Genomic DNA, 25,258 nt, shown 5'->3' on the forward strand with positions numbered 1-25,258 from the left:
ATTTAAATATATTCCCTGTAATGTTTTTTTTGCTTGAATAAGATTTTGTTCCTTCTTTCCTTTAAAGCCTCATTTTTTAAAATAACTTCAAAAAACCAATAAGTGGGTACAGCAATCGAAGAAGTAACTAATACCCTTATCCAAAACTTATTTAATGGGTATTTGTTATTTAAATAAATTAGGGAGGGTATTACCTTAATATATTTTGGGTAATAACAAGAGCCAAATTCTCTATAAAACAATAAGGGTTCACTTATCATCCTAAAATTGCTTTTTGATTTCGTTCTAAACCATAACTCAGCATCTTCAATACGTATTGCTTTTTCATCATATGGATTATCTAGAAACCATTGCTTTTTTGCCATAATTGTTGGATGGATAAAATGTTCAACTTTAGTCATCCCAGAATTTTCCCTATATCTCATTCCAAAGACCGAGTCATTTTCATCAATAACATAGGCATTCGTACCTAACACATCAATATTAGGATTATCTTTAAGTATCTGTAATTGCGTCTCTAACCTTTTTGGATGCATGATGTCATCCGCATCCATTCTGGCAATATACTCGCCATTGGATAACGTTGCCAACTCATTAAGTCTTGCTCCCAAGCCTTTATTTTTACCGTCAGAAAAAACTTTGATTCTATTATCCTGTTGCTCAAAACCTTTAGCTATTTTAAGCGATCCATCATTTGAACCATCATCTAACAGTAGTAATTCCCATTTGTCATAAGACTGACTAATCACAGACTCAATAGCCTTAGATAAGAACTTTTCAGCATTAAAAAAAGGAATGCCAACACTAATCAAATCTTTATCAGCTTGCATAAAATTTAAACCCTACGTAAATTAAAATAAGCATTAAAATATAATGAATTCTAATTTTAGCTTTTAAATATGGTGAATAAAACAAAGGTATGAGTAAAAAAGGGATAATCACCCAAGAGAATAACCCCCATCGGTCAGAGAAAGGCAATTGAAAAGCCAAAAATAGCAACCAACTGGCAATAATATAATATATTAAAATGACATTATATTGTTTTTTTAACTCTATCTCTGTAAGGTTTTTTCTAATATATAGCGCTATTAGTAGAAAAAAAGTATTAAATACAACGAACTGGGGTTTAAATCCAACGACATAATCATAAGTTTCACCATTAAGATAACTAGAACGTCCATCACTTCCTAATAATTGGCTCAAAGATGGTGCAATATTTAAAAACCCAATATTAAGAAATGCTAGCAGAATTACCGAAAAATACAGTAATACAAGGAAGTAAATCAATTTACCACTTTTGGTAGATAGATAATATGACAAAGCTACTAGTAGTATAGGAATAATAGAAGTTAAATGGAAAGCTACCGCAACTAAACTATATATTATGATTTTAATTTTATTATCTTTCTTAAGTAACAAGGTAAATGCATAAAGTAAAATAGCTAATGAAACTCCCTGTCTTATTACATTAATACTCATACTAGAAAAAAAGAAAAAAGACATAAAAGCAAATAAGGCCATTAAAAGATTAGCTTGATATAATAAACTATAATTTTTTAAAGCTTTATAAATAAAATAAAAAAATATTATAGAAACTGAAGATAAAAAATAAGTAAAATTTAAGTCAAAATGCTGAAGTAATAACGCTATTAACTGAAATAGAAATTCACTACTAAAATTCAATTCTGGTTTCTGCATCCATAACAAAAAAAGGTAATTTCCTGTATCGGTTCCCACATTATATGCTCTAAAACCTGTAATTAAAGTTAATACAATTACAGGCAACCACACTAAGTAATTTGATAACTTATTTTGTACTAAGATATCTTCCTTAATCTCAGAAGACAGAGCCATTAAAACACCTAGATAGGCAGTTAAAATGTAGATGGCATTATAGCACCATTGGTATGTAGCATTCTCTAGTAACATTACCTTATTTGGATTCCATATTTATATAAAGATTTAATAACTTTTCTGAATTTTTCTTTATATCAAAACCTTGTTTAGCTAACAAATCTATATAGCCTACTGGAGGTTTTAAAGAAAGGTTAAAACCTTTTATCTTATTTAGCCAATTATGCATTTTATTTAAGTTTTCGTATTCAATTAAGTCAATCCCCAAATCAACTTCTCTTGATATATTGATTGAAATTAATGACGGTAATCCTATCGCTTGACTTTCCACCAATACGACAGGAAAACCTTCATGGAGCGACGGCATCAACATTAACTCCGCTCCTGCCATTAACTCTGGCACATCATCTCTAACGCCTAGTAAATGTACTTGTTCTGATAACTCATATTCTATTATTAAATCTCGAATTTTACTTTCCAAACCGCCTTGCCCAACAATAAAAAAAGTAAATTCAAAACCTTGTTCTCTCAACGCTTTGGCAATTTTCAATGAAAATTCATGATTTTTTACTTCAGTTAATCTGCCAACTTGGATAAGTCTAAGCCCTTTATGTGGCAATACGTTATCCCAGTAACTTTTTTGAGTTGTTGCAACATCGGCATATTTTTTTAAATCTATCGCATTTTTTAATATCAAGACGTCATCTGCAGTGCCATACAGATATTGGGCAGCTTCAACCCCACAAGCTATTCGATAAGTTGCTAATTGTTGGATGGTTTTCTTTGCCCATCTTTCATATAGCTCTTTTATTTTTGAATTTTTCCCATTACTAGTATTATGAGAATGGGAAATTCTATGCTTGATTCCTGCACTTTTAGCAGCCATTAAGTGAAAGGCATTATTTAGCAGGACATGAGAATGTATTATTTGATATTCGGGATGGGTTTTTAAAAATTTCTGTAATTTAAACATGCGACTTATAGAGTCTTTAGCCACGATTGGAATAATCTTGCCACCCATTGCAATGATTTCATCATCATAATCACCCTTGTCATAAGTAAAAGTAACAAAGTCAAATTGTACTTTCGAACGGTCAATATGACGGTATAGATTCATGAGCATGGTCTCAGCCCCTGCTCTGTCCATTTTACCCATGATATGAAGAATACGTTTCATTTTATGACTCTATAATTAATTTTTTTATCTAAGCAAACTTGTGTACTAAAGATTTTAATTAGTGGATATAAAGGTTTCTAAATTGGTACATAAGTACTAATTCAAAATTATTTTAGTATACGATTTAACTTCTTAATTGAGCTAAAAGTGCGATTAAATATTTAGCTTTAAACTTGATTAAAATAAAATAAATTTTATCTTGAACAGTAAGAGGACTATAGAATTTGTAAAACTGCCTTAAGTCTTTGTCATTCAACATTTTGTCTATATATACAATTTTTTGAATAAAATTAAACTGGTTTTTAAACCTAAATAAGTTCAAGACACAGTATCTTAAGCCACTTACCAAGTCATTTGCTAATATCCCTTCCTTATTTTCAAAAGTCCACGCCTGAAGAAATTTAATTAATGCCGAATGCCTTAATTTTATCCAATCAAAACTTTTTTCATGAAATTGCTTAGTAAGCGTTATTACTGGACGTTGAACATAATGCACATAAGCTTTTTGATTAAATAAAATTCTATCTGAATGTTGGTACACCTTGGCATTAAATAGTATATCTTCAAATAATGATATTCCATTTATAAAGCTTATATTATTTTGGTTTAAGTACTGCTTACGATAAATTTTATTCCATGCATAACCTAGAATATTTAACATATAAGGTGATAGATGAATAGCTTCACCATTTAGCCAAATATTATCTTCAGGTAAATGTTTAACTTGTTTAATTAATTTTTCCTCTTCATCCACATTATCTTGATAAAATCCAAAAACCACGAAATCCAAATTATCTTGAATAATAATTTTTAAGTTTTCTTCTAATAATGATGGTACTATCCAATCATCTGAGTCTAAAAAATAAATAAAATCACCCGTTGCTATATTAAGTCCATAATTTCTAGCATCAGATATGCCCCCATTTGGCTTGGTATAAACCTTTACTCTACTATCTGCTTTTTCGAATTCTCTTGCAATAGCTTCGCTATTATCTTTTGAGCCATCAATCACAATGATTAACTCAAAGTTTTTATAGGTCTGATTAAGTACAGACTTAATAGAGGATACTATATAATTTTCTACATTATACACTGGCATTACAATTGAAACTTTCTGCTGTAAATGCATGATTGTTCTCACTAACTTCTATCTATCAATAATAATATTTTTCAATGAAGGTAAATTAATTTTTAAATAAAAATTCATTAAATAATACTTTATTATACAATTTAGATTACTTAGTACTTTAACTAGCCATTTTTTGCTTCTTTAGTTTATGATGTAGCCAAATCCACCCTATAAATATGAAACCATGTTGATAAAAGTTATGATAGCCTTGACGTTGTATCAAATTTAGATCAACCCTATTTTCCAAATCTCTTAATGGAAAATAATTTTTCATTACTTGTAAAGGTTTCATGTTGAATTTGTTAACACTGTCAGTAATATAATCAGCTAAACAATATATATAAGTTATTGCATACAGCTTATTACTCAGTATTTTTTCATAGGAGTAGTTAATCACAAATTCATAACTTAATTTCTGTTTCTTTATATTACTTAGATTTACAGCTCTGAGACTACTTTCAGCATTACTTCGATAATAATAACTTACCATTTTAGAAAAATATAAGTTACGAGCTCTAATAATTACATCCGTCATAAATATAATATCTTCAAAATAAATACCTGGGATAAATCTTTTATCTGCAAATACTTCTCTTTTGAAAATATATAACCATGGGTACCAATTATGCTGATTAAAAATTCTTTGTTTTACTTCTTGAGTATTTTCAACATAACCCTCTTGATCAGATAAATAAATTCTAAAATTAGTATCGTTAGGTTTCCTTAGAAAACGCTCTGCTTCACAGCATATTACATCAGGTTGATAAGTATCAATTATTTCTACGACCTGTTTAAAATAATTTTCAGGTAAAATATCATCAGAATCTACGAAAGCCACGTAACTACCGATAGCAATATCTAAGGCGGTATTTCTGGCGACACTCTGCCCTTGATTTTTTTGACTAAGAACTTTAAATTGATTAGATTTAATTTTTGGCAAGTTTAAAATAATATCATCAAGTACTTTTTTTGAATTATCCGTTGACCCATCATCAACAATAATTACCTCAACTTCCTCAGTAATCTGACTTTTTATACTATTAATACACTCTACAATATAATTTTCAACATTGTACATTGGTATTACTAAACTTAATTTAATCCGTGACATCTTCCTACCTTATCTGTCATTATATTTTACTAGATTTCTAAAACCCTTTTTAACACTATTAATTAAAAATGTTTTATATTTCTTATTTAGACCAAATATACATGATATAAAAGTGTAATCATTTTTCTTAAGTAGAATTCATACTCATTCTCTATAATTAATTTAAAAATTTTTAAAGTTTTTTGAATAAGTACGTTATCGTACGCAGTAAAATTTTAATCATTAAGTTATTTAGCGCTCCTAAATCCAATTGTTTGCAATAGTATTTCTTTTGCCCTCAAAGGTTTATAAAATAGATTAATTATAAAGCTTGAAATAAACTCAGTGATAATAATTGCGTAAGCGCCGCCAATAACGCCATAAAGTCTTACGAAAATATATGTAAGTGGTACATTAATTACACAGGAAAATACCATCTTATTAGCTAAGAATTTATAACCCCCATATTTTAATGTCAATCTAAAGAAGAAAAAACCCATCACCGAAAAATAGTTTGCTAACAGTAGATAATAAAATATTTTAATTGAAGGTATAAACGGATCACCATATAATTTAGTAATAATGAATTTGCCAAAAAAGCTCAATATTATAATAATAAAAATACAAAAAATACTAATACTTCTAAATAATTTTACTGATTTTTGTATTGATTTTTCCTCATCCCTTTCATTATAGATGCCTGATAGATAGGACATCATTAGTGTAACAGGCACAAAATACCAACAACCTGCTAAAGTTGAGGCAACTGCATAATACCCGACTTCTTTGGTACTTTCAAATGTAGCTAAAATTAAATTGGAGCATTGCGTATAAATTGTAACTGATAAGCTTGATAACACTAAAGGTGCACCAACCTTTAAAAAATATTTATAATAACTCACGAAATGGATACGCTTAAAGTTGCTACTTTGCAGTTTAATTTTAGAATTAAAAATTGCCTGTCTTAATAAAAAAGGAATAAAAGCAGAAAGAATTATTGGAATTGATAATAATTCAATAGGTAAGTCAAAATACACTAATAGGTATCTTAGAATCAAACTAATTAAGATACCAACTAAGTTTGCGATCACATTATACTTAGAAAGCAAAATCGCATCTAAATGAATAGCCCTAATATCGATTACGCCAATATAAACCGCTAAACACGTGGCAACAAAAAACACTGTATGTTGACCACTACCAAACAAATAAAACCAGCTTAGCGTTAAAATTGAGAGAGGGATATAAATACTGCTTATAATATAGATTGCATTTATAATCAATTGATCATTTTGATAAGATTTCTTGCTTGCCTGCTTAAAATAAATTTGATCGATGCCTAATATTGCTACCGCTCTTACAATAGCAAAAATAGTACCTGCAAGTGCTAGCTCTCCATATACCGAAGGCCCTATATATTTTGCCACTAAGGAAGTGACAAATATTAAGCCAAAAAAACTTATACCTTTTTCACTTACCATCCATAAAGAATTTTTTAATCGTCCATTTAATATCTTCTTTAGACTATTTTTCATTAGCGTTTCTTATCTTTATATAACGAGCCGTAAATACTATTTGCATTAATTAATTTACTTTGTAGTAAATACTTTAAGAACGTACGTTCAATGGACGTAATCTTGACAATTGGTAATCCATTGGTCTTCTCTTTATCTTTAAAAGCTAAATAACTATTAATCTTGATAGCCTTCCATTTCACATTTTCATGAATCAAAAAAGCATTATTTTCGCACTTTCGAAGATAAAAATTGTATTGAGTGGGATGGTTTAATAACACTAATTGGGCAGCTAAATAAGCCAAGAGATAATCAGGTCTATCTATAGATTGTGAAATCTGAGTATAATTTGAATTTTCCTTTAATTTAAAAAAATATTTTTTTGCGCCCATAGTCAATAAAGGCGCTAATGCCTCATACCATTTTTTTATAAATTCACTATTTGGCGGGGCAGCCAAAAACCAATTTTCTATAATCGGTCGAGAAAAATCAGTCGTTGATTTTTCACGATAAAAAGCAATCAAATCAAAATTATTAATATTATCAATTTGTAAAAACCAGGAAAGCGGTTTTAATAATATCGTAGTAATATCTAGCCAAATACCCCCATACTTATAAAGCAGCGCCAATCTAATTAAATCACTTTTATTGGCAATAGGGATTTCAATATTTTCATCAAATACCAACTCATCTAAATATAAATTTAAATTCTTAAAAGTTACTAAATTTAATTGATATTCAGGATTATCAATTTCTATACGTTCTTTAAATAGATTAACCTCTGCAGGAATATTTTCACTATCCCAAAACATCCAGATTATTTTTGGTATATCAGGATTTTTTTTATTATGATTTTTGATAACAATATCTTTTTCTAATTGTTCTTGATAAGCTAGATGAGAAAAATCCTTAAAGTTAAATGTTATCTTTTCTTTTAAAAAGATTACGTATTCATAAAGACCTAATTTTTTTAACAGTTGAGCCTTATTCATTGCAGTTAAACCATATTAAATATATAAAATTTTAGATTTGAATATAGATTTTATTAAATTAAATAAGCTAAAATTATTACTAATTTTCTATATTATAGATGCTTATTAGCTAAGGATTACTTCTATTCCTATATCCCTCAACAAAATATTCAAATTCTTGCCTTAGCCAATATAAATCTTTTTCATTATTATATTGTTCGATAATATGGTCTATGAAATTATCAAGTTCAATCTTAGCAAAACTACGTTCTCGAGCTCGCATGATTAATGGATGCTGGGTGGATTCGATATTATCACCATCAATAATAAGCTCTTCATACAGTTTTTCACCCGGTCTCAGGCCTGCAATGACTATTTCAATATCACCATTGGGGTTATGTTGGTCTTTAACTTTAAGTCCACTCAACGTAATCATACGCTTGGCCAAGTCCATAATCTTGACTGGCTCACCCATATCCAGCACAAACACCTCGCCACCATGCGCCATCGCCCCTGCTTGGATAACCAGCTGGGCAGCCTCAGGAATCGTCATAAAATACCTTGTCACGTCTGGATGCGTCAGGGTGATAGGCCCGCCTGCGGCAATTTGCTTATTAAACAGCGGTACGACAGAACCTGATGAACCTAACACGTTACCAAATCTTACCATACTGATAGTGGTTGTTGATTGGTCTGCAGCCATCGCTTGACACGCCAACTCTGCCATGCGTTTGGTCGCGCCCATGACATTGGTTGGTCGGACGGCTTTATCCGTTGAAATTGCAACAAAGGTTTCGACACCCGCGCTGACTGCGCCTTGTAGCGTATTAAACGTACCAACAAAATTATTGATTACACCCTCGTATTCGTTACTTTCGACGATAGGGACATGTTTATAAGCGGCTGCATGGTAGATGGTTTGAACGTGGTACTGGTTGCATAGCAGTTCAATAAGTTTTTGATTGGTAACACTGCCTAGATGAACATGAAGTGGCGTCACAGTTGGTAGTTGTCTTTCCTGCTGCATATTTTTGGCAAGTTTTTGCAATTCACTATGTATGGCATAAAGCGCATATTCAGATAACTCAAACAATACCAGTGCTTTGGGTTGCTGCTTTAAAATTTGGCGACATAATTCACTGCCGATTGAACCGCCCGCTCCTGTCACCATCACAACTTTATCTTTGATGTTCTTGGCAAGCAGCGATGTGTCCGGTTTAACCGTATTTCGTTGTAGCACATCTAGCACATCAACCGGTTTAATATCTGATAATTTAATTCGACCACTGGTGATTTCTTCCAAACTTGGAATTTCACTAATTTTAACTGGCACGTTTTCTAGTTGCTTGACAATACGCTCTTGGATATGACGCTGATGGCTGGGTAATACAAAGAACACATGATTAACCTCTAAGTCTGTAATTAAAGACTCAAGGTCATCTTTTGGATACACCTTAACCCCTAATACCCTAGCCCCAATAAAATTATCATTGACATCGATAATCCCAACTATTTTAAATTGGTGCGTTTGATGCAGCACATGCATCAAATCTTTGGTGATATGACCCACACCGTAAATCAATACATTTTCTTTTTTTTGTGTATAAAATTCAGGATGCAATGTTCTTGAAATAATAAATTGCAAAACAATTCGGCTATTCCATATCCATAAATAAAACAAAAAAACATGAATAGCGGTCGCCGCTCTCGGAATCTCAGGGGTTACTCCTAAAAAAATCAGTATTTGACTAATTAATAGATAACCTAGCAAAACTAGCAGCGCCCAGCGCATACGCTCATCTTGAAAAACTCGGATAACATGCGAGTAAAACTTGGTAACCGCTAAAAAGATAACAGGTAAAGCACCAAGTAGCATAATTGACAAGATATTGGTATGAAAATCAAATTTTGCATAGCGTAGGGCAATCGCTAAAACCAACGTAATAATAGATGCAATATAATCTATCACAAACAGACTTACTACTTTTAGCCAGCGAGGCTGCTCAATCGCATTAGATAATACGGTAAAAGCTAAAGGCGTTTTAGTAGCGTTAGTTGTATTACTCATATAAAACCTAGTAGATGATATGGTTATGCTTGATTGTTATATCATTAGTTCTTTGATTTGTATTCATAACCATAGTGATAATTATAGGCACCAATTAAAGACTGCTTGGCATCATTAAAGATAATACCTTCAACATTCACGTTGGACTTGTTCAATCTTTCAATCGCATAATTAACCTGTCTAACAGTGGAAACCTCATAACGAGTGACGAATAAGACTGAATCAACTAACTGTCCTATGGATAACGTATCTGAAGTGCCCAATACTGGAGAGGTATCAATAATAATATAATCATAGAACTGTCGATAAAAATTGAGTAATGCTTCCATTTTTCCATTTAAGAACAATTCTGAAGCGTGGCTATGCCCTTTGCCTCTAGGTATAAAATGCAGATTTTCATATAGCGTGGTTTGAATCATATAACTGCTATTAGCCGCATCAATCGTATCATCAACCAAATAATCGACCAATCCATTAATATTTGGCAAATTAAATCTATCTTGTAGATGACCTAACCTTGCATCTGCGTCTATCAACAAGACTTTCTTATTTGCCATAGCCATAGCGACCGCAAGATTGGCAGAAATAAATGATTTACCAATATCAGGTCCCGCACCCGTAATTAATAGAATATCACAATCAGTTTTTTTAGCATTGAATATCAGATGAGTTCTGAGTGATTTAAAACCTTCACTGACAACTCCCTCAGGTTCAATTTGCTCAACTAATGGAAACTTTCTAGCCTTGTTCTTTAATTGTCGTGTTAAACGCGATGAATGAGGAATGACACCAATAACCGGAATATCCGTATTGTTCTCTAGTTCTTCTAAATTTTTCACGCCCGCAAATAGCAATGATTTTAAGAATGCTAGTCCGATGCCTAGCATTAACCCTAAAAGGGTCGCGATTAGAACAATTTGCGCTTTTTTTGGTGCAATAGGTTCATAGGTGTTAATAGGTAAATCTATGATGCGTACATTACCCAATTGTCCAGATTTGACAATTTGTAATTGCTCGTAATTTTTGAGCATATTTAAATAAATCTCATTGCTAATCTTAACGTCACTCGATAATTCTAAAAACTGACGTTGAACCTCTGGAATACGCGTAATATTTTGCTGAAGTGAATTTCCCTTATCTTTTAATTCCTGAATCTGCATATTTAATTGCTTTAATACCGGATATTCATCCGTATAGCGCTCGGATAATTCTGCTCGTTTTAGCTCAAGTTCACGAAGATTGGTTTCAATCTCAGATCTTACTTTGATAGCTAGTTCAGCTTCTTTATCAATATCAACTGTCGCATTTTGTTCGCGGAAATTATTAAATTTTGCTTCAGCTTCGGCAAGTTTTGATTTGAGTTTAGGCAGTTGCTCTTGCATAAACGCGAGAGTTTTAGTCGTTTCCGCGCTACTTTTATCAAGATTTTGCGTTTCATACATTTTAACGATGCGCGTTAAAGTATGGGTGATTTCATCTTGATTAGCGCCTGTAAGAGAAGCGTCTAAAATGCCTGTTTGTTTACCTTTTTCAGCCACCGCAAGATTTGCTCTAAGGTTTTCTATCGCCTTAGCCGGTGTAAGTTTACTCAAGTTATAAGAATAACCGGGGGCTAATGAGGTGACTTGAATATCAATGTTACCCGCACTCGTTTTAAAACGTGATGCCGTTGCAACTTTACCGGTAAACTCTGCGCCATCAGGAGAGATCAGTTTAAAATTTTGGCTGTCAATTGCTGTCAACACGAAACTCTTGTTTTGATAAGCTAATGGTACATTAAATTCAGCTATCCACAATCCAACCTTTAAATTACCCACCCCATTGTCTGTATGACTAACTAGAACACTTTTCTTGGTAAGTAATTTGTCTAAAAAACTGTCTTTTACTTGATTGACATTTAAATCCAAATGCAATTGGTTAATGACAGGCCACAGAATCATGCGAGAATTGATGATTTCTACTTCTGTTTGCGCAGAGCCATCTTGAGCGTTTAGAAGACCTACAACGTCCTCCCCTAAAGCAGATACGCCTGAAGATTTTTTGTCAACTTGGATCAATGAGTTTGTTTTATAGATAGGCGTTGCCGATTGAGCATAATAGAGACCGCCTAATAAACCAAGTAACAGCATTGATAAAATTAATTTCCAATGATTTAATAAGACCGCGATTAACGCTCTTAAATCAATTTCATCATCATTTACTTTCTGATCCATGCTCACTCACTTGATTCTAAACTACGATAAAATACATTTTAATTGTTACAGAATAAATAAATCTTTCTTATAATTTCGAAAAACTCGCTAGCGTCAAAATTTACGCTAATTTATCCTTCCAACTTTCTACGGCTTTATTGAGCAATTCGCGGCTTTCATAAAATTTCTCAATAGGTAGCTTATAAGGATCGGCTACATTTTCATTTATCCAATGACCAATCCGATATACTTTTCCACGTTGGCTTGAGTAATTTTGTTTCATCCAATTCTCTTGATCTTTGGACATACACAGTACTAAATCAAAGGTTTGCATCAATTCTTGGGTAAGCTGCTGGGCGCGATGATTACGAATGTCAACATGCCATTCATCCATCACTTGAATGGCTTTGTCATCTGCCCCTTCGCCCACTAGTGCACTTAAGCCTGCTGATTTAACGACTAGACTAGGATGTTGTTTCTGTAATAGCGCTTCACCGATAGGGCTGCGGCATATATTACCGACGCATACCACTAAAATTTTTTTAAATGACATCGTTAATTTCCATTCGTTTAAAAGGTTCTAGCAATATTTGCAATTGAAGAGGTTGGCAATATTTGACTAATTACACGATTCCAACGTGTCAGACCAGTTGGGTCGACATACACGACATCACCCGGCTGCATTTTGAATCGATTTGCAACCGAAAAATTTGTAATGGAAGTTAAATCAATATGATAGATATTTGACTCGTTTTGGTAGCTATTTTCTCTTAGTACGTATACCTTTTTGGCATTTGCAGAGGTAGGCACCATACCGTTGGCTTCCCCAATCGCGCTAATCAAACTCAACCCATTATCAGGAATTTGGATGGTACTGGGTTTAGTAAACTCACCCATTACCGTGACTTTATGATTGGTAATATCACCGACTTTGATGGTATCACCATTTCTCAAATATAGCGAATTTGGGGAATACCCAGCGTTTTGTAGTGATTTAAAACCAAAGTTATATCTTCTACCGTCGCGTATCAGCTGAATGTTATTGGTATCTGAGGTATTAATGGTGCCGCCTGCCATACTGATTGCGGTATAGAGATTGACTGGCTGATCCGCGATATCATATTGTCCAGGCGATTTTACCTGCCCATCAACATAGAACTTATGCCCACGATAGGAAATAACCCGTACTTGCGGGTCTGGGTGTTTAAGATAGCGAGATAAACGGCTTGCTATTTGGTTGGTAAGTTGTGACACTGTTAACCCTTCAGCTTTCACTCGCCCTATCATTGGAAACTGCAAAAAACCACTCTGGTCGACCAGGTAGCCGTTGGCATAAATATTATTCCCTGTGGATTGCACGACAGGTGTGATTTCAGGATATGCTGGTAAGGATATTGCAACCACATCGCCTTTTGCAATTGTACTATAGGTTGCAGCGGATTTTGAGACAGGCGGAAATGAGATTGTTCTCTGCCCTAATAGATTAGGTGCTGGAATGTTATTTGCGGTTAATTCGGTTACATTAAAACGAATGCCATTATCTGCTACAAATGACACGGGTTGGTCGGGTATTGTCGATTCAGGCAATTTACCAACATTCATACCGCTAGTAATCGCTGTCTTAGAGCTGCATCCAGCAAGTGAAAGTGCAAAGATGATAGGAGATAATTTTATAAGCTTTGCTAACATGTGACAATCTCGTAAAATAAAAAGCAAAATCTAACAGTTCTAATAGATATGGTGCGTAATTGTAATAAAAGTTGAATGCTACAAGCTTGTAAATTTTGTAAATTTAAGTAAGTGATATAGCCATCATGACCTATCACTTTATCATGTTAACTATTGAGAAAAGCGTTAACTCTTATTTTCAATAATATTTAATCCATTATAGCATTATAGATTTGCTTGATAAACAATTAAAAATAATACCTTAATCATTCTTTTATGAAGCAATTTTAGTTCAAAAAAAAAGCCCCTGTTATCAGGAGCTTTAATTTGGTACCAGTGGTCGGACTCGAACCGACACGCTTTTAAAGGCAACGGATTTTGAATCCGTCGTGTCTACCAATTTCACCACACTGGCATGGATGGCTATAGCTTTTTAGCTTATCTCTAATCGGCTATGTGGGGTGGTATTTTAGCAACTTTATTTTTTTTTGCAACAACTTTTTCAATTATTTCTCCCTCAAAACAAAAAATACGTAAAAAATAATTTTTCAATAAAATCGATACGTTTTTTACACACTCACTTACTACTTTGTATAGTATTCTTGCCCGCCACTTAATCATAATATCGCTAAAACTAGGGTAAAATTTGTTAATTTATGACTTTTAATCAACCTGCCTCGAACTTTTTCAATAGGATGCTATTTATTGTCACAGCATTAATGGCGGGTTGTAATTCTTCAAATAACAATCAAAATTCAACGGCGGCCAATAACCAATCTCGCAAAGAACCTGCCAAAGCTATTTCAACCAATGCGCCTGTTGCCTCTTCACCCAAAGCGACTGAAACTCTACGTATTGCCGCTTTTTCCAATCTTCGCATGGTATTGCCTATCTTGGTATCAGATTTTAACCATAATTACCCGAATATAAAGATTCAAATTACTTTTGCGCCTAATACTGCGCTTTATAATACGGTAAATGCCAATCCACAAAACTTTGATATTTATTTATCGGGTAACCAGACTTACCCAAAGCGAATGCTTGCCAATGTTAAGGGCGTTAAATCTTCGCCTTTTACTTATACCCGTGGTCAGTTAGTGCTTTATAGTCATAAATACCCTATGGACATTAGCCCTACTACCACGCTCGATCAGTTGATGCTCGACAATAAACCCTTTAGTTTAGCGATAGCTAATCCAGAGAATTTAGCTTATGGGGTGGCAGCAGAAGCCTGGTTGGTCAATCAAAACCTTTATAATAATATCAAGCCCAAGATTATTTATACCAATACCCTAGATGAAACTTTTGCGTTAACGGATAGTGGGAAAGCAGATTTTGGATTTGTAAGCCTCTCGCAAGTATTGAATAAACCCAATAACATTGCTCTGCAAAATGTGAATACGCTAAGCAATAACTACTTGATACTGCCTAAAAATAGTTATCCGCCAATTCTGCAAGATGGCATTATTTTGAATCAACCTGACACCAGTCAAATTTTTGTGGATTATCTAAAGTCGGTAAAAGCACAAGATGTTTTAACCGATGCGGGGTTTTTGCCGATTTGTACCTCCACCACTATCTTACCTGCTTGCAAATAGGGGGTTGGGTGTTAATTATCCGCTACTTGCAAGTCGCGAATTAATTTGCAATCGCTGATTTTAATTGATTAGCCAGCGCTGCTAGACGCTCATGATCGCCTTGACGATTTTCATGCAATCCAAGATGATAAATACTGCTTGGAATCAAATGAACGTGGTAATGAAATACCGATTGTCCTGCCTCAGCATTATTTAACTGCATCTGCACAATACCTTGGCGATTAAATACCTTGCGCTGCGCTGCCATGACTTTTTGCGCGGTGCTGAAAACTGCCGCTATATAATCGGTTGGCATATCCGACAATTCAACGGCCTCACATTTTGGAATCACTAAAACATGCCCTTCTGCCATCGGCATGATATCCATGAAGGCAAGCGTTTTGTCATCTTCATAAACTTTATGGCTAGGAATCTCACCACGAAGAATTTTGGCAAAAATATTTTGAGTGTCATACGGCATTGATTACATTCCTTTTACTGTTTAAATGGGGCTAAGAAACAAGACTAAGAAAAAAGCCTTAGCAATTAGGCTAAGCAAAAAAATCTAATATGGTTTCATTCAAGATAAATTGGCGATCATCACCCAGCATAGTGACATCATAATTATGTACAAAGCTCACTGCTAATGCGCGACTGGGATCACACCAGGCCATAGACCCATTATACCCCATATGTCCAAATGCATCAGACACATCATGGAACAGACTAAACACACGATGATAACCGAGTCGCCACGCCATTACCGCTGGCATGATTTTGTCAAATTGCTCATTGTGAATGGTTGAAAGCGCCTTAAAAACAGCAGAATTGATTAGCGTTTTACCTTGCCAAATACCGCGATTTGCAAGCATAGCATAGACTGTTGCCAGTGCTATCGCACTGGCTACTCCATTTGCGGCAGGAATTTTCGCCTGCAGTGTGACAGGGTGATAGTAATTAAATTGTCTGCTACCGATGGGTACCAGCGCAGATTTATAGTCTTCGATATTGATATTAGCAGGTTGAAAATACAGCGCGTTAATGGCCTGCGTTGTCAAAGGAGAGCCCGATTGAGACAATGTTAACCACTCGGGGTAAAAAGGCAAGGATTGATAAAATTGTAGCGTTGAGTCAGCATCTTGAGTGAGTAAAGGTTTAGCTTGAGTCTCTTTGGCACGTATTTGACCTGCCACCTGTTCAACTTTGTCTTTGGGTACCCCAAAGTAAGCTTGACCGATCAAATCGAGCGGTTCCAATAAATAATATTCTAGGGCTTGCTGCAGGGGCAATTGGGTTACTTTTTCAATCAGCCCACCCAATACCCAGCCTGATACCAAGGCACTATAAGCGGCGCTAGAATCCGCACTGGATTGAGTCGACTGATTAACAGAATCTTTATTAACTGAACCACTACCTGAACTATGCGTATTAGTTGGACTATTTAATGCCATTTGCTCAACATTACTGAGCATCAGTTGCCAATTTAGCATGTCTTTGGCGTGTTCGGTAATACTGACAATATTAAATAATCCTGACTCGTGCGTTAGCATATCACGCAAAGTGACGCTATCTTTGCCATTTTGGGCAAATGCTGGCCAATAACTAGCCAGAGTTTTGTCATAGGCTAAAAGGTTTTGACTCACCAAAATATGAATCAACGTAACCAGTATCCCCTTACCTGTCGAAAAATTCAGCGACAATGTGGATGGCTGCCAAGGGGTAATTCGCTGGTTAGTTTTATCAATATTTGCGATACCGTGAGCCAGTTGAGTAACCGCTTTACCTTCATGAAAAATAACCAGACTGCAGCCACCTACCTTTTGATTAAGATCAAATTGTGATAACAGTTGTGCTAGGTGTTGATTGAGCGCTTGATAATCCATTAAATCCTTCATTGCTTCAATAGCATCCTAAAAAACCATTTCCTAAAAACCATTGTGCTAAAAAACACCTTGCTAAAAAAATAGCCGCTTAACATTGAACCCTTATTGACCTTCTTTTTATCGCTATTATTTAGCCTGCGCTTGGGTGATTTTCCCTATCAAATTGGCTTTTGGTGTAGTGGCATCATACACACCAAAATCCACCTGCTCGTCACGATTATCAAATTTTGCGATAAACTCCACTTCAGAGGGCAAAAAAATCGGCAATTTAAACGTCACATCACAGGTAAAGCTCTCTGGCAAATCACCTAATGCACCCAAGCATTTGGCTTTTGTCCACATACCATGGGCAATGGCTTTTGGAAAACCAAATGCTTTGGCGGATAAAGGATGCAAATGAATCAGATTAAAATCCCCAGAGATAAACGCATAGCGACGCCCAATATCTTCGGGAATTTCCCAAAATTCATGCATATCATTACTATCAATTGTGGGCTTGGGTTCTACTTGCGTCGTCGATGCTTTGTGAGTCGTTTTTTTGCTTTTTTGGCGTGATAAATACGTCGAAGTCCCTTCCCACACCAGCTCGTCTTTTTCAAAAACTTTAGTCACAAAATCAAATTGCTTACCACGATCGTGGTCGCGCAGGTTAGCAAAGCTTACTGCCATTTTAAAAATTGCGCTATCTTTAATGCGCCGATATTGGGTAACAGTATTTTGCACATGAATCAAGCCTAGCATGGCAAAGGGAAATGGCTCTTTGACCATCATGTTCATCTGTAACGACTGTGATAGCACCGCAAAATACGTCGGCGGCACGTAGCTATTATTTTCAAAACCACAAATCCTGCGGTAATCGGCTAAGTTATCATGGTCGATTTCAAGCGTATTGACGCTATAAGTAGCGCTAGGCAGCACGGCCTCGGTCGATTTGTCTTGGTCGCCAATGGGTAAAAAACTTTTGATAATATTGGCATAGGTGGTGTGCGGTTTTGGCAAACGACTAAAATTTTGGTCTGACATACAGACTGTCCTTACTTTTTTACTTTTTAAGCTTGAGCCAACAAATGGCTATTTGATTAGATAGTATTCGGGGTATATTCCATTACTTTTCATTACCGTCAGATCTCAAAATCTGAGAACTTAGTTTATTATAATCGAATGTCACAATCTAATTGTTGATTTTTTGCATAAAGCTTAGTTTAAGTTTGACTTAGAAAAAATGATTAAAAAAAATCAGTAGCGATATTCTCGATACTGATTTTTTTCAGCCCGTCAATAATTACGCACCCAACACACTTTGACCACAGACGCGGACAATGTTGCCATTGACGCCGCCCGATGCGGGGCAAGCCAGCCAAGCAATGGTCTCAGCCACATCAATCGGCAAACCGCCCTGGCTCATTGAGTTCATCCTGCGACCGGCTTCTCGAATCGCAAAAGGTATGGCAGCGGTCATTTGGGTTTCGATAAACCCTGGCGCTACCGCGTTGATGGTAATACCGTTCTTTAATGTAGGCGCAGTCGCTTGTACCGCACCAATCACGCCAGCTTTGCTCATGGCATAATTGGTCTGTCCCAAATTGCCCGCAATACCGCTAATGGATGATACACAGACGATTCTGGCGTTTTCATTGAAACTACCATGACTGAGTAAATAATCATCGATTTTTTCTTCTGCATTGAGATTGACGTTCATGACGGCATCCCACATGCTATCATCCATTTTTGCCAATGTCTTATCACGCGTTATGCCTGCATTGTGCACAATACCATCTAAGCCGCCACGTTTGGCTGCCGCTGCGGCTATTTTTTCACCGGCATCGTCGGCTGTGATATCTAATGTTAAGGTAGAGCCGCCTATCTCACCTGCCACTTTTTGCAAGTCCGATTGCTGGGCAGCCACATCAACACAAATGACATGTGCGCCATCACGCGATAATACCTTTGCGATGGCTTCGCCAATACCTCGGCTCGCGCCAGTCACTACCAGTGTTTTATCTTTTAAAGGTTTTTGCCAATCAACCATGACTGGGTTGCCTTCGCCAACTCTCACTACTTGACCTGACACATAAGCAGAACGTGGTGAGGCAAAAAAACGTAAAGTAGATTCAAGGTTTTGCGCCGCATTTGGGTCTACATAGATAAGTTGGCTTGTGATACCGCGCTTAAATTCTTTACCGACGGATTTAACAAATCCTTCTAAAGCACGCTGGGCTGCTGCCTGTGCAATACTGGTGCATTTTTCAGGTGGCAAGCCAATGACGATAACGCGACCTGAGCGGTCAATCGAACGCGCAATCGGATGAAAGAAGTTGTAAACTTGTTTAAGCTCATGGGTTGTGTTGATACCTGAAGCATCAAAAACAGCCACTTTAAAATACTGATTCGCGCCAAACTGCTCGGCTTCAATCTGCGCATTCTGTAAAGCATCACGCGCTGACTCATTGGCGTCTAGATAGACATCCGCTTGCACATTGGCTAATACTTTGGCAATGTCATTTGCCAGGACAGCGTTTTCACTGACCCCAAAAATGACACTGCCGGTAATAGGTGCTTGACCTTCTTTATAACGCTCAAGGTTGATTGGTATCGGTAAACCCAAATTTTGGGCAATCTTACGTCCCAATGGATTTTGAACGAATTGGGAATAATGGTCTGACATAAGGACTCCTTTGAATAGTTAGTTTTGCTTAGGCTATTAGATAAGGCTCAATTAAAAAGTAAGTTAAACACTCAATTAAACACAGCTGCTAAACATAGATACTGTACATAGATACTGTGTAAATTTTATACCAATCAAACAACCTTGAACAGTCATATCAAATAAAATTTTATTGGTTTTATTAATTTATATAAATTATTGTTATATATATACCTTTAATGGATATTTTTGTCTGCGTTTTATGGTAACATCACTGCAACTTAAAAAGTTTAGTTATTTTTAAAAAATTTAGTTATTTTTAAAAAGTTATTTGGTTTAGGCTTATCCAATTTTTTTAATTGATTGCTCAAAAGGACTTTTCTATGGACAATTTTCAACACCCCACTCATCAGCCTGCTGGCAAAAAGGTCGCTATTTTAGGTGGCAACCGTATTCCGTTCGCCCGCTCAAATGGCCAATACGCCAATGTCAGCAACTCTGAAATGTTGACAGCTGCGCTTAACGGCTTGGTGGAACGCTATAACTTACAAGATAAACGCTTGGGTGAAGTTGTGGCGGGCGCGGTCATTAAATTAAGCCGTGATATCAATCTCACCCGTGAATGTGTGTTAAGTACGGCGTTAAGTCCGCAAACGCCTGCTTATGATGTGTCACAGGCATGTGGTACGGGACTACAAGCCGCTTTCGCGGTAAGCAATAAAATCGCCTTGGGACTCATTGATTCGGGGATTGCAGGCGGTGTCGACACCACTTCTGATGCCCCTTTAGGCATTGGTGATGGGCTGCGTAAAGCGCTGTTAAAACTTAATAATGCCAAAACCAATAAAGATCGCTTGCAAGCGTTATTAAGCATTAATCCAAAAGACTTGATTGATGCACCGCAAAATGGTGAACCTCGTACCAAATTATCGATGGGTGAGCACCAAGCCATCACCGCACTTGAATGGGCGATCACCCGTGAAGCACAAGATGAGTTTACCTTTAATAGCCATAAAAACTTGGCGCGTGCGTATGATGAGGGATTTTTTGATGATTTAATCACCCCATTTAAGGGTTTGACACGCGACAATAATCTACGTCCTGATATTTCCTTAGAAAAATTGGCGTCATTAAAACCTGTATTTGGTAAGAAAAATGCCAACCCGACTATGACGGCAGGTAACTCAACACCGTTGACCGATGGCGCATCTTGTGTGTTATTAGGCACAGATGAGTGGGCTGCAGCGAATGGATTAAAACCGCTTGCTTATCTCACTTACCAAGAAACCGCTGCGGTTGATTTTACAGGTAAAAAAGGTGTTAAAGAAGGCCTCTTGATGGCACCTGCGTATGCTGTCCCACGTATGTTGGAACGTGCAGGATTAACGCTGCAAGACTTTGATTATTATGAAATTCATGAAGCATTTGCCTCACAGGTATTATCTACGCTTGCTGCGTGGGAAGACGAAAGTTTTTGCAAAGAGCGCTTAGGTCTTGATAAACCACTAGGCGCAATTGACCGCAGTAAACTTAACGTAAATGGCTCATCACTTGCTGCAGGGCATCCGTTTGCCGCAACCGGTGGTCGCATTCTTGCCAGCACCGCTAAACTATTGGATCAAAAAGGATCGGGTCGTGCGCTGATTTCTATCTGTGCTGCAGGCGGACAAGGTGTAGTCGCTATTTTAGAAAAATAATCAAGTAGCTAATACCAAGTACTTATACTTAAGTACTTATACTTAAGTACTTATACTTAAGTACTTAGTATTCAAGTAACTGATAAATAAGTACTTAAAAAAATAGTGTAAAAAAGGCGAGATAATGAACTCGCCTTTTTTATCGCCTAACTAAATTTAATCGGTTTTTCACCGTCCTCGTCCTGCGGTTTATTTGGGTAGTGATGATCATGACCGATATCACAGTCTTCTGCCGCTTTTTTTGGGCGATGAATATAGCCAGTGCGCTCTTCGACGCCCAAAAATTCATGCTCCCACACCATCACCGCTTGCATACAAGTTTGACGCTGTTCTTCCGTCAACTTTCGACCATCTTCCCATTTGCCAAGCGAAATCGCTTGACGAAATTTTTCAACAATTTCAGGCGTTAACGCTGATAAAATCGCTTGTTTATCCATGACTGAATTGTCCTTATACCCTTCAATAAATCAGAATAGTTTAAAAAAATTTTGCTAAATAATTAAAAAATTATAGCAAATTAAGCGGATAAAATCTATTTGGCAAGTTGTCTTACAGTCGGCTAGCTGCCTACAATGATGTGATTACAAATTGGGCAATGTTAATTTTCACACAGATATTATATGCTTTGCTTATCAAAAGTTGTGAAAACTTACCTTATAAAAATTTACCTTATAAAATAGAGCAATGATATGAACTCTCTCAAATACAGCTATCATCAACACGCTGTAACCCGTGTTTTTAATCAAAAGAAAACAGCTTTTACTCAAAAGCAGTTGGCTCAAGCAGTCTTTGTATTAAGCCTAATATCTGCTCAACATTATGCTTTAGCAGCGCCTGTGTCACATGTATCACCTGCGCCAGCTCAGCAATTTTTGTCACATACAGCCCTATCTACGCCGACGCCTATTGCCACTACCCAAACGCTGCAAACGGCATTAGCATCAGCCCATAAGCAAAACTTAGCTGCGCAAAAAGCGTGGCTGCGATTATTGTATTATCCTGAAACAGTCACCACAAAACAGCCCTTTGAAAGTCGGGTCAACAATCGTTTTAACTCACAAGCGAGCCAACGACAATTTTTTGCCAGCGCGCAAGGCGCCAAAAATCCCCAAGCAGAACTTGATGAAATCCTCACACAGTTATTTCACCCTACCAAAAAAAATAATGCCTCTGTCCAATGTCGCTTTCCCGCTCGTACACAGTGGCTCATTGAAAACTTAGCCATCGATACCTCAAGCCTACCCCATCAACATTGTGATGCGCTCGATTCATGGCTACAAAAAATCAATCCCCAATCCGTCTCATTAATTTTTGCCAGTGAGTATTTAGATAGTCCACCGTCTGCGTTTGCCCATAGTTTTTTGCGATTTGATAATGCCGACCTTAGCAATCAATACTATTTAAACTTCACCCCAAAAGTCACCGACGGTGAGCATTTTTTAAAATTTGCTTACAAATCTACTATCGGTGGCAATGCGGGCGAATTTACCATGACCAATTATCAGCAAGGTATCAAAGAATATTTGCAAGATGATGGGCGCAATGTATGGCAATATCAGCTCAATCTTACTGATAAACAGGTTAAACAACTTGCCTATCGAACTTGGGAAATCAAAGACCAAAATTTGCCCTATTACCTGTTATCCGATAACTGCGCCTCTGAAATTTTGGTGTTACTAAATTCTATTTTTCCTGATAAAAATTTTTTAGTCACTGACTCCCCGATGGTTTCCCCTGCCCAAGTGGTACGGATGTTAAACCATGAAAATTTGATTCGCTCTACCAATTTTAGTCCTTCAACACCGACTGTTGTGCAAGCGCAATTAAACGCCCCCAACGCGGCAAATCATCCCAAGGCTTTTAACAATCCCCATCAAGATATAGCGTTAAGTTCTCAGATATTGCCTAGCCGCGACAATCCTGAACTGGCTAATCCTTTAAGTCGATTTGATATTGGGGTCAGTCAGCAGTCGTTTGATAGGGTCAGTGGACGACCTAAGTTAGACAGCAACCAGGCTATCACTTTAAATTACCGCATGGTGTATCGTGATGCATTGGATAAAATTGATGGCTATCCCTTAGGCTCACAACTGACGGCATTGAGTATGGGTCTTAGCATCAATGACAACGCCGACCACCAAGATACCGTGCAACTTGAGCAGCTAGGATTATTTGATGTGCGTTCATTGCATCCGATTAATAGCGCAAAAAAAGGTATTTCATGGGGTGGCAATATTGGTTTGCAGCGAGTCTTTGACGGTATCAAGGGTACTAGCAGTAGCAACAAAGATGACCACAGCACTACAGACAATCATTTGGTCGCAAATATCAGCGGTGAATTTGGTAAAAGCGTGGCACTAGGTAGCGCTGCCCCAAACACAGGCGATATGCCCGCCAATATTTGCTATGGCTTGGGTACTATTGCAGCCCAGTTTGGTAAGGGCTTATATCATGGTTATCGTGCTGGGCTTGGCGTCAATATTGGGTGCAATGCAGAATTGCGTCCAAATTGGCGCGCGATATCGGAATTAACACTGCCATTTTGGATAAGTGGCGATAGTGATAATGAAAGCTATTGGCAGCCTAAAATCAGTATTGGTAGTCAATATGATATCAATCAAACCAATGCGATTCGGGTCACCGCTAGCCGTGAATGGCTGCCGAAGTCCGACATTATCGATAACGTTGATGAAGTTGCGCTAAAATGGCTACACTATTTTGAATAATCTACTTCGAATAATCTACGCCTAGCCAATTTTGTGCTAAGCCAAGCCAAAATGGCGTAACAATGCCATGCCGATGGCTAGACTAAACATGGAAAACACGGTGGTAAATCCTAAAATATTGGCCGCTAATATTTCATTGCCGCCCATGCTGCGAGCCATCACATAACTGGCAGCAGCAACAGGCGATGTCACCATAATAAACATCACGCCCATTTGTATCGGTGATAACTGCATTAAGCTACCTACCACGACCGCGGTGATAGGCGCCACGATAATTCGACCGATGCTTGCCTGCATAGACACACCTGTCATATTGAGCATCGACTTGATATCGAGTGTCGCGCCTGCACAAATCAAAGCCAACGGTAACGCTACCGCCGCCAATAACTCGCCTGTTTTGATGATAAATTCAGGCGGCATCGGCAGCTGCAATAACTTATAAGCAAACGCTGATACCAATGCGATAATTAACGGATTTTGCCCGATTTTTTTGGTCATGGTGATGGCCTTTTTAACCACGCCTTGGCTGCTGTTGTCATTTCTGCTTAGGCTAATCACAGACAACACATTATACACAATGGTTAACAGACCCATATAAACCGCACCGATACTCACGCCTTGACTACCATAGGCGTTGGTCACAGTCGCCAGCCCCATAATCGCCATGTTACTGCGAAAGACACCTTGCACAAACACACCTTTATCGCGGCTATCTTTGACAAAAAAATAGGCGAATAGCTCACCGAGAAAAAACAGTCCAAAAGTGACCATCAATCCCGATTTAATCAAATCGACCTGCTCCGCAAAATGAATGTCACTTTTTAGAATACTAAAAAACAGTAAACATGGCAGGCAATAGTTAAAAACCATATCAGAGGCGATTTCAACAAACGACTGGTTGATGGTTTGTTTTTTTTGCATCATCACCCCCAATAACATCAGCAAGATGTTGGGCAAGGTAATTTTTAGCGCAAAGAGGAAGGCAGTTAGCATAATAATTTTTTTGAGTAGAAAATAAAAAAGTCCCAAGTTTGGCACATACCAATACCATGGGACTTATGTAGCATG

Annotated in this window: 20 protein-coding genes and 1 tRNA gene; 3 read left to right on the plus strand and 18 right to left on the minus strand. The window is 36.8% G+C overall.

Translation table 11 applies throughout. The features are described from left to right. Nucleotides 1-2: 2 nt before the first annotated feature. From RT422_RS03575 to RT422_RS03630, 12 genes are all read right to left on the minus strand, one after another. A complete protein-coding gene (locus tag RT422_RS03575) occupies nucleotides 3-830 on the minus strand; it encodes a glycosyltransferase family 2 protein (protein ID WP_313421308.1) in 828 nt (275 codons plus the stop codon). Further along, entirely contained in the window at nucleotides 820-1,854 is a 1,035-nt protein-coding gene (locus RT422_RS03580) for an EpsG family protein (RefSeq protein ID WP_284034123.1), read from the minus strand. The genes RT422_RS03575 and RT422_RS03580 overlap by 11 nt, the downstream gene beginning before the upstream one ends. A gap of 79 nt (nucleotides 1,855-1,933) precedes the next feature. Further along, a complete protein-coding gene (locus RT422_RS03585) occupies nucleotides 1,934-3,031 on the minus strand; it encodes a glycosyltransferase (RefSeq protein WP_313421310.1) in 1,098 nt (365 codons plus the stop codon). A 124-nt stretch (nucleotides 3,032-3,155) separates the two neighbouring features. After that, complete coding sequence (locus tag RT422_RS03590; protein WP_313421311.1) at nucleotides 3,156-4,160, minus strand: glycosyltransferase family 2 protein; 1,005 nt, start codon at nucleotides 4,158-4,160, stop codon at nucleotides 3,156-3,158. A gap of 118 nt (nucleotides 4,161-4,278) precedes the next feature. Continuing rightward, on the minus strand, nucleotides 4,279-5,271 hold the full coding sequence (locus tag RT422_RS03595; protein ID WP_313421313.1) for a glycosyltransferase: 993 nt from the start codon (nucleotides 5,269-5,271) through the stop codon (nucleotides 4,279-4,281). A gap of 227 nt (nucleotides 5,272-5,498) precedes the next feature. Then, nucleotides 5,499-6,785, minus strand: a complete 1,287-nt coding sequence (locus tag RT422_RS03600; protein ID WP_313421314.1) for an oligosaccharide flippase family protein — start codon at nucleotides 6,783-6,785, stop codon at nucleotides 5,499-5,501. Then, on the minus strand, nucleotides 6,785-7,756 hold the full coding sequence (locus tag RT422_RS03605; RefSeq protein WP_313379376.1) for a capsular polysaccharide synthesis protein: 972 nt from the start codon (nucleotides 7,754-7,756) through the stop codon (nucleotides 6,785-6,787). The genes RT422_RS03600 and RT422_RS03605 overlap by 1 nt, the downstream gene beginning before the upstream one ends. 109 nt (nucleotides 7,757-7,865) lie before the next feature. Continuing rightward, on the minus strand, nucleotides 7,866-9,803 hold the full coding sequence (locus tag RT422_RS03610) for a nucleoside-diphosphate sugar epimerase/dehydratase (RefSeq protein ID WP_313421315.1): 1,938 nt from the start codon (nucleotides 9,801-9,803) through the stop codon (nucleotides 7,866-7,868). Between the two features lie 44 nt (nucleotides 9,804-9,847). Continuing rightward, nucleotides 9,848-12,016 carry a polysaccharide biosynthesis tyrosine autokinase gene (locus tag RT422_RS03615; protein WP_313421316.1) on the minus strand — a complete coding sequence of 723 codons (2,169 nt, stop codon included), beginning with the start codon at nucleotides 12,014-12,016 and terminating at the stop codon, nucleotides 9,848-9,850. Between the two features lie 100 nt (nucleotides 12,017-12,116). Further along, complete coding sequence (locus RT422_RS03620) at nucleotides 12,117-12,548, minus strand: low molecular weight protein-tyrosine-phosphatase (RefSeq protein WP_313421318.1); 432 nt, start codon at nucleotides 12,546-12,548, stop codon at nucleotides 12,117-12,119. A gap of 17 nt (nucleotides 12,549-12,565) precedes the next feature. Then, entirely contained in the window at nucleotides 12,566-13,597 is a 1,032-nt protein-coding gene (locus RT422_RS03625; protein WP_313421319.1) for a polysaccharide biosynthesis/export family protein, read from the minus strand. 394 nt (nucleotides 13,598-13,991) lie between these two features. Continuing rightward, nucleotides 13,992-14,078, minus strand: a tRNA-Leu gene (locus tag RT422_RS03630). Between the two features lie 241 nt (nucleotides 14,079-14,319). Here RT422_RS03630 and modA point away from each other — a divergent pair. After that, the gene (gene modA, locus RT422_RS03635; RefSeq protein ID WP_313421320.1) at nucleotides 14,320-15,261 is read left to right on the plus strand and encodes a molybdate ABC transporter substrate-binding protein; all 942 of its coding nucleotides are present in this window, start codon (nucleotides 14,320-14,322) and stop codon (nucleotides 15,259-15,261) included. A gap of 40 nt (nucleotides 15,262-15,301) precedes the next feature. Here modA and RT422_RS03640 read toward each other — a convergent pair whose 3' ends face one another. From RT422_RS03640 to RT422_RS03655, 4 genes are all read right to left on the minus strand, one after another. Beyond that, a complete protein-coding gene (locus tag RT422_RS03640; RefSeq protein ID WP_309592663.1) occupies nucleotides 15,302-15,721 on the minus strand; it encodes an HIT family protein in 420 nt (139 codons plus the stop codon). 70 nt (nucleotides 15,722-15,791) lie between these two features. After that, nucleotides 15,792-17,135 carry a serine hydrolase domain-containing protein gene (locus tag RT422_RS03645; RefSeq protein WP_313421321.1) on the minus strand — a complete coding sequence of 448 codons (1,344 nt, stop codon included), beginning with the start codon at nucleotides 17,133-17,135 and terminating at the stop codon, nucleotides 15,792-15,794. 114 nt (nucleotides 17,136-17,249) lie between these two features. Continuing rightward, nucleotides 17,250-18,146: a MaoC family dehydratase gene (locus tag RT422_RS03650; protein ID WP_313421322.1), complete on the minus strand. Its 897-nt coding sequence runs from the start codon at nucleotides 18,144-18,146 to the stop codon at nucleotides 17,250-17,252. Between the two features lie 259 nt (nucleotides 18,147-18,405). Continuing rightward, entirely contained in the window at nucleotides 18,406-19,788 is a 1,383-nt protein-coding gene (locus RT422_RS03655; protein WP_313421323.1) for a 3-oxoacyl-ACP reductase, read from the minus strand. Nucleotides 19,789-20,150: 362 nt separating this feature from the next. Between RT422_RS03655 and RT422_RS03660 the strand changes: the two genes are divergently transcribed. Next, nucleotides 20,151-21,464: an acetyl-CoA C-acetyltransferase gene (locus tag RT422_RS03660; RefSeq protein WP_282841174.1), complete on the plus strand. Its 1,314-nt coding sequence runs from the start codon at nucleotides 20,151-20,153 to the stop codon at nucleotides 21,462-21,464. Between the two features lie 146 nt (nucleotides 21,465-21,610). Here RT422_RS03660 and RT422_RS03665 read toward each other — a convergent pair whose 3' ends face one another. Further along, the gene (locus RT422_RS03665) at nucleotides 21,611-21,901 is read right to left on the minus strand and encodes a YeaC family protein (RefSeq protein ID WP_036595824.1); all 291 of its coding nucleotides are present in this window, start codon (nucleotides 21,899-21,901) and stop codon (nucleotides 21,611-21,613) included. 252 nt (nucleotides 21,902-22,153) lie between these two features. Here RT422_RS03665 and RT422_RS03670 point away from each other — a divergent pair, with 252 nt between their 5' ends. Further along, complete coding sequence (locus RT422_RS03670) at nucleotides 22,154-24,190, plus strand: DUF4105 domain-containing protein (RefSeq protein WP_313421324.1); 2,037 nt, start codon at nucleotides 22,154-22,156, stop codon at nucleotides 24,188-24,190. A 36-nt stretch (nucleotides 24,191-24,226) separates the two neighbouring features. Here the strand turns inward: RT422_RS03670 and RT422_RS03675 are convergent, their stop codons facing one another. After that, nucleotides 24,227-25,183 carry an AEC family transporter gene (locus RT422_RS03675; RefSeq protein ID WP_313421326.1) on the minus strand — a complete coding sequence of 319 codons (957 nt, stop codon included), beginning with the start codon at nucleotides 25,181-25,183 and terminating at the stop codon, nucleotides 24,227-24,229. Nucleotides 25,184-25,258 lie beyond the last annotated feature (75 nt).

The sequence above is a fragment of the Moraxella sp. CTOTU49803 genome, assembly GCF_032097965.1.
Classification (GTDB): Bacteria; Pseudomonadota; Gammaproteobacteria; order Pseudomonadales; family Moraxellaceae; genus Faucicola; species Faucicola tetraodonis.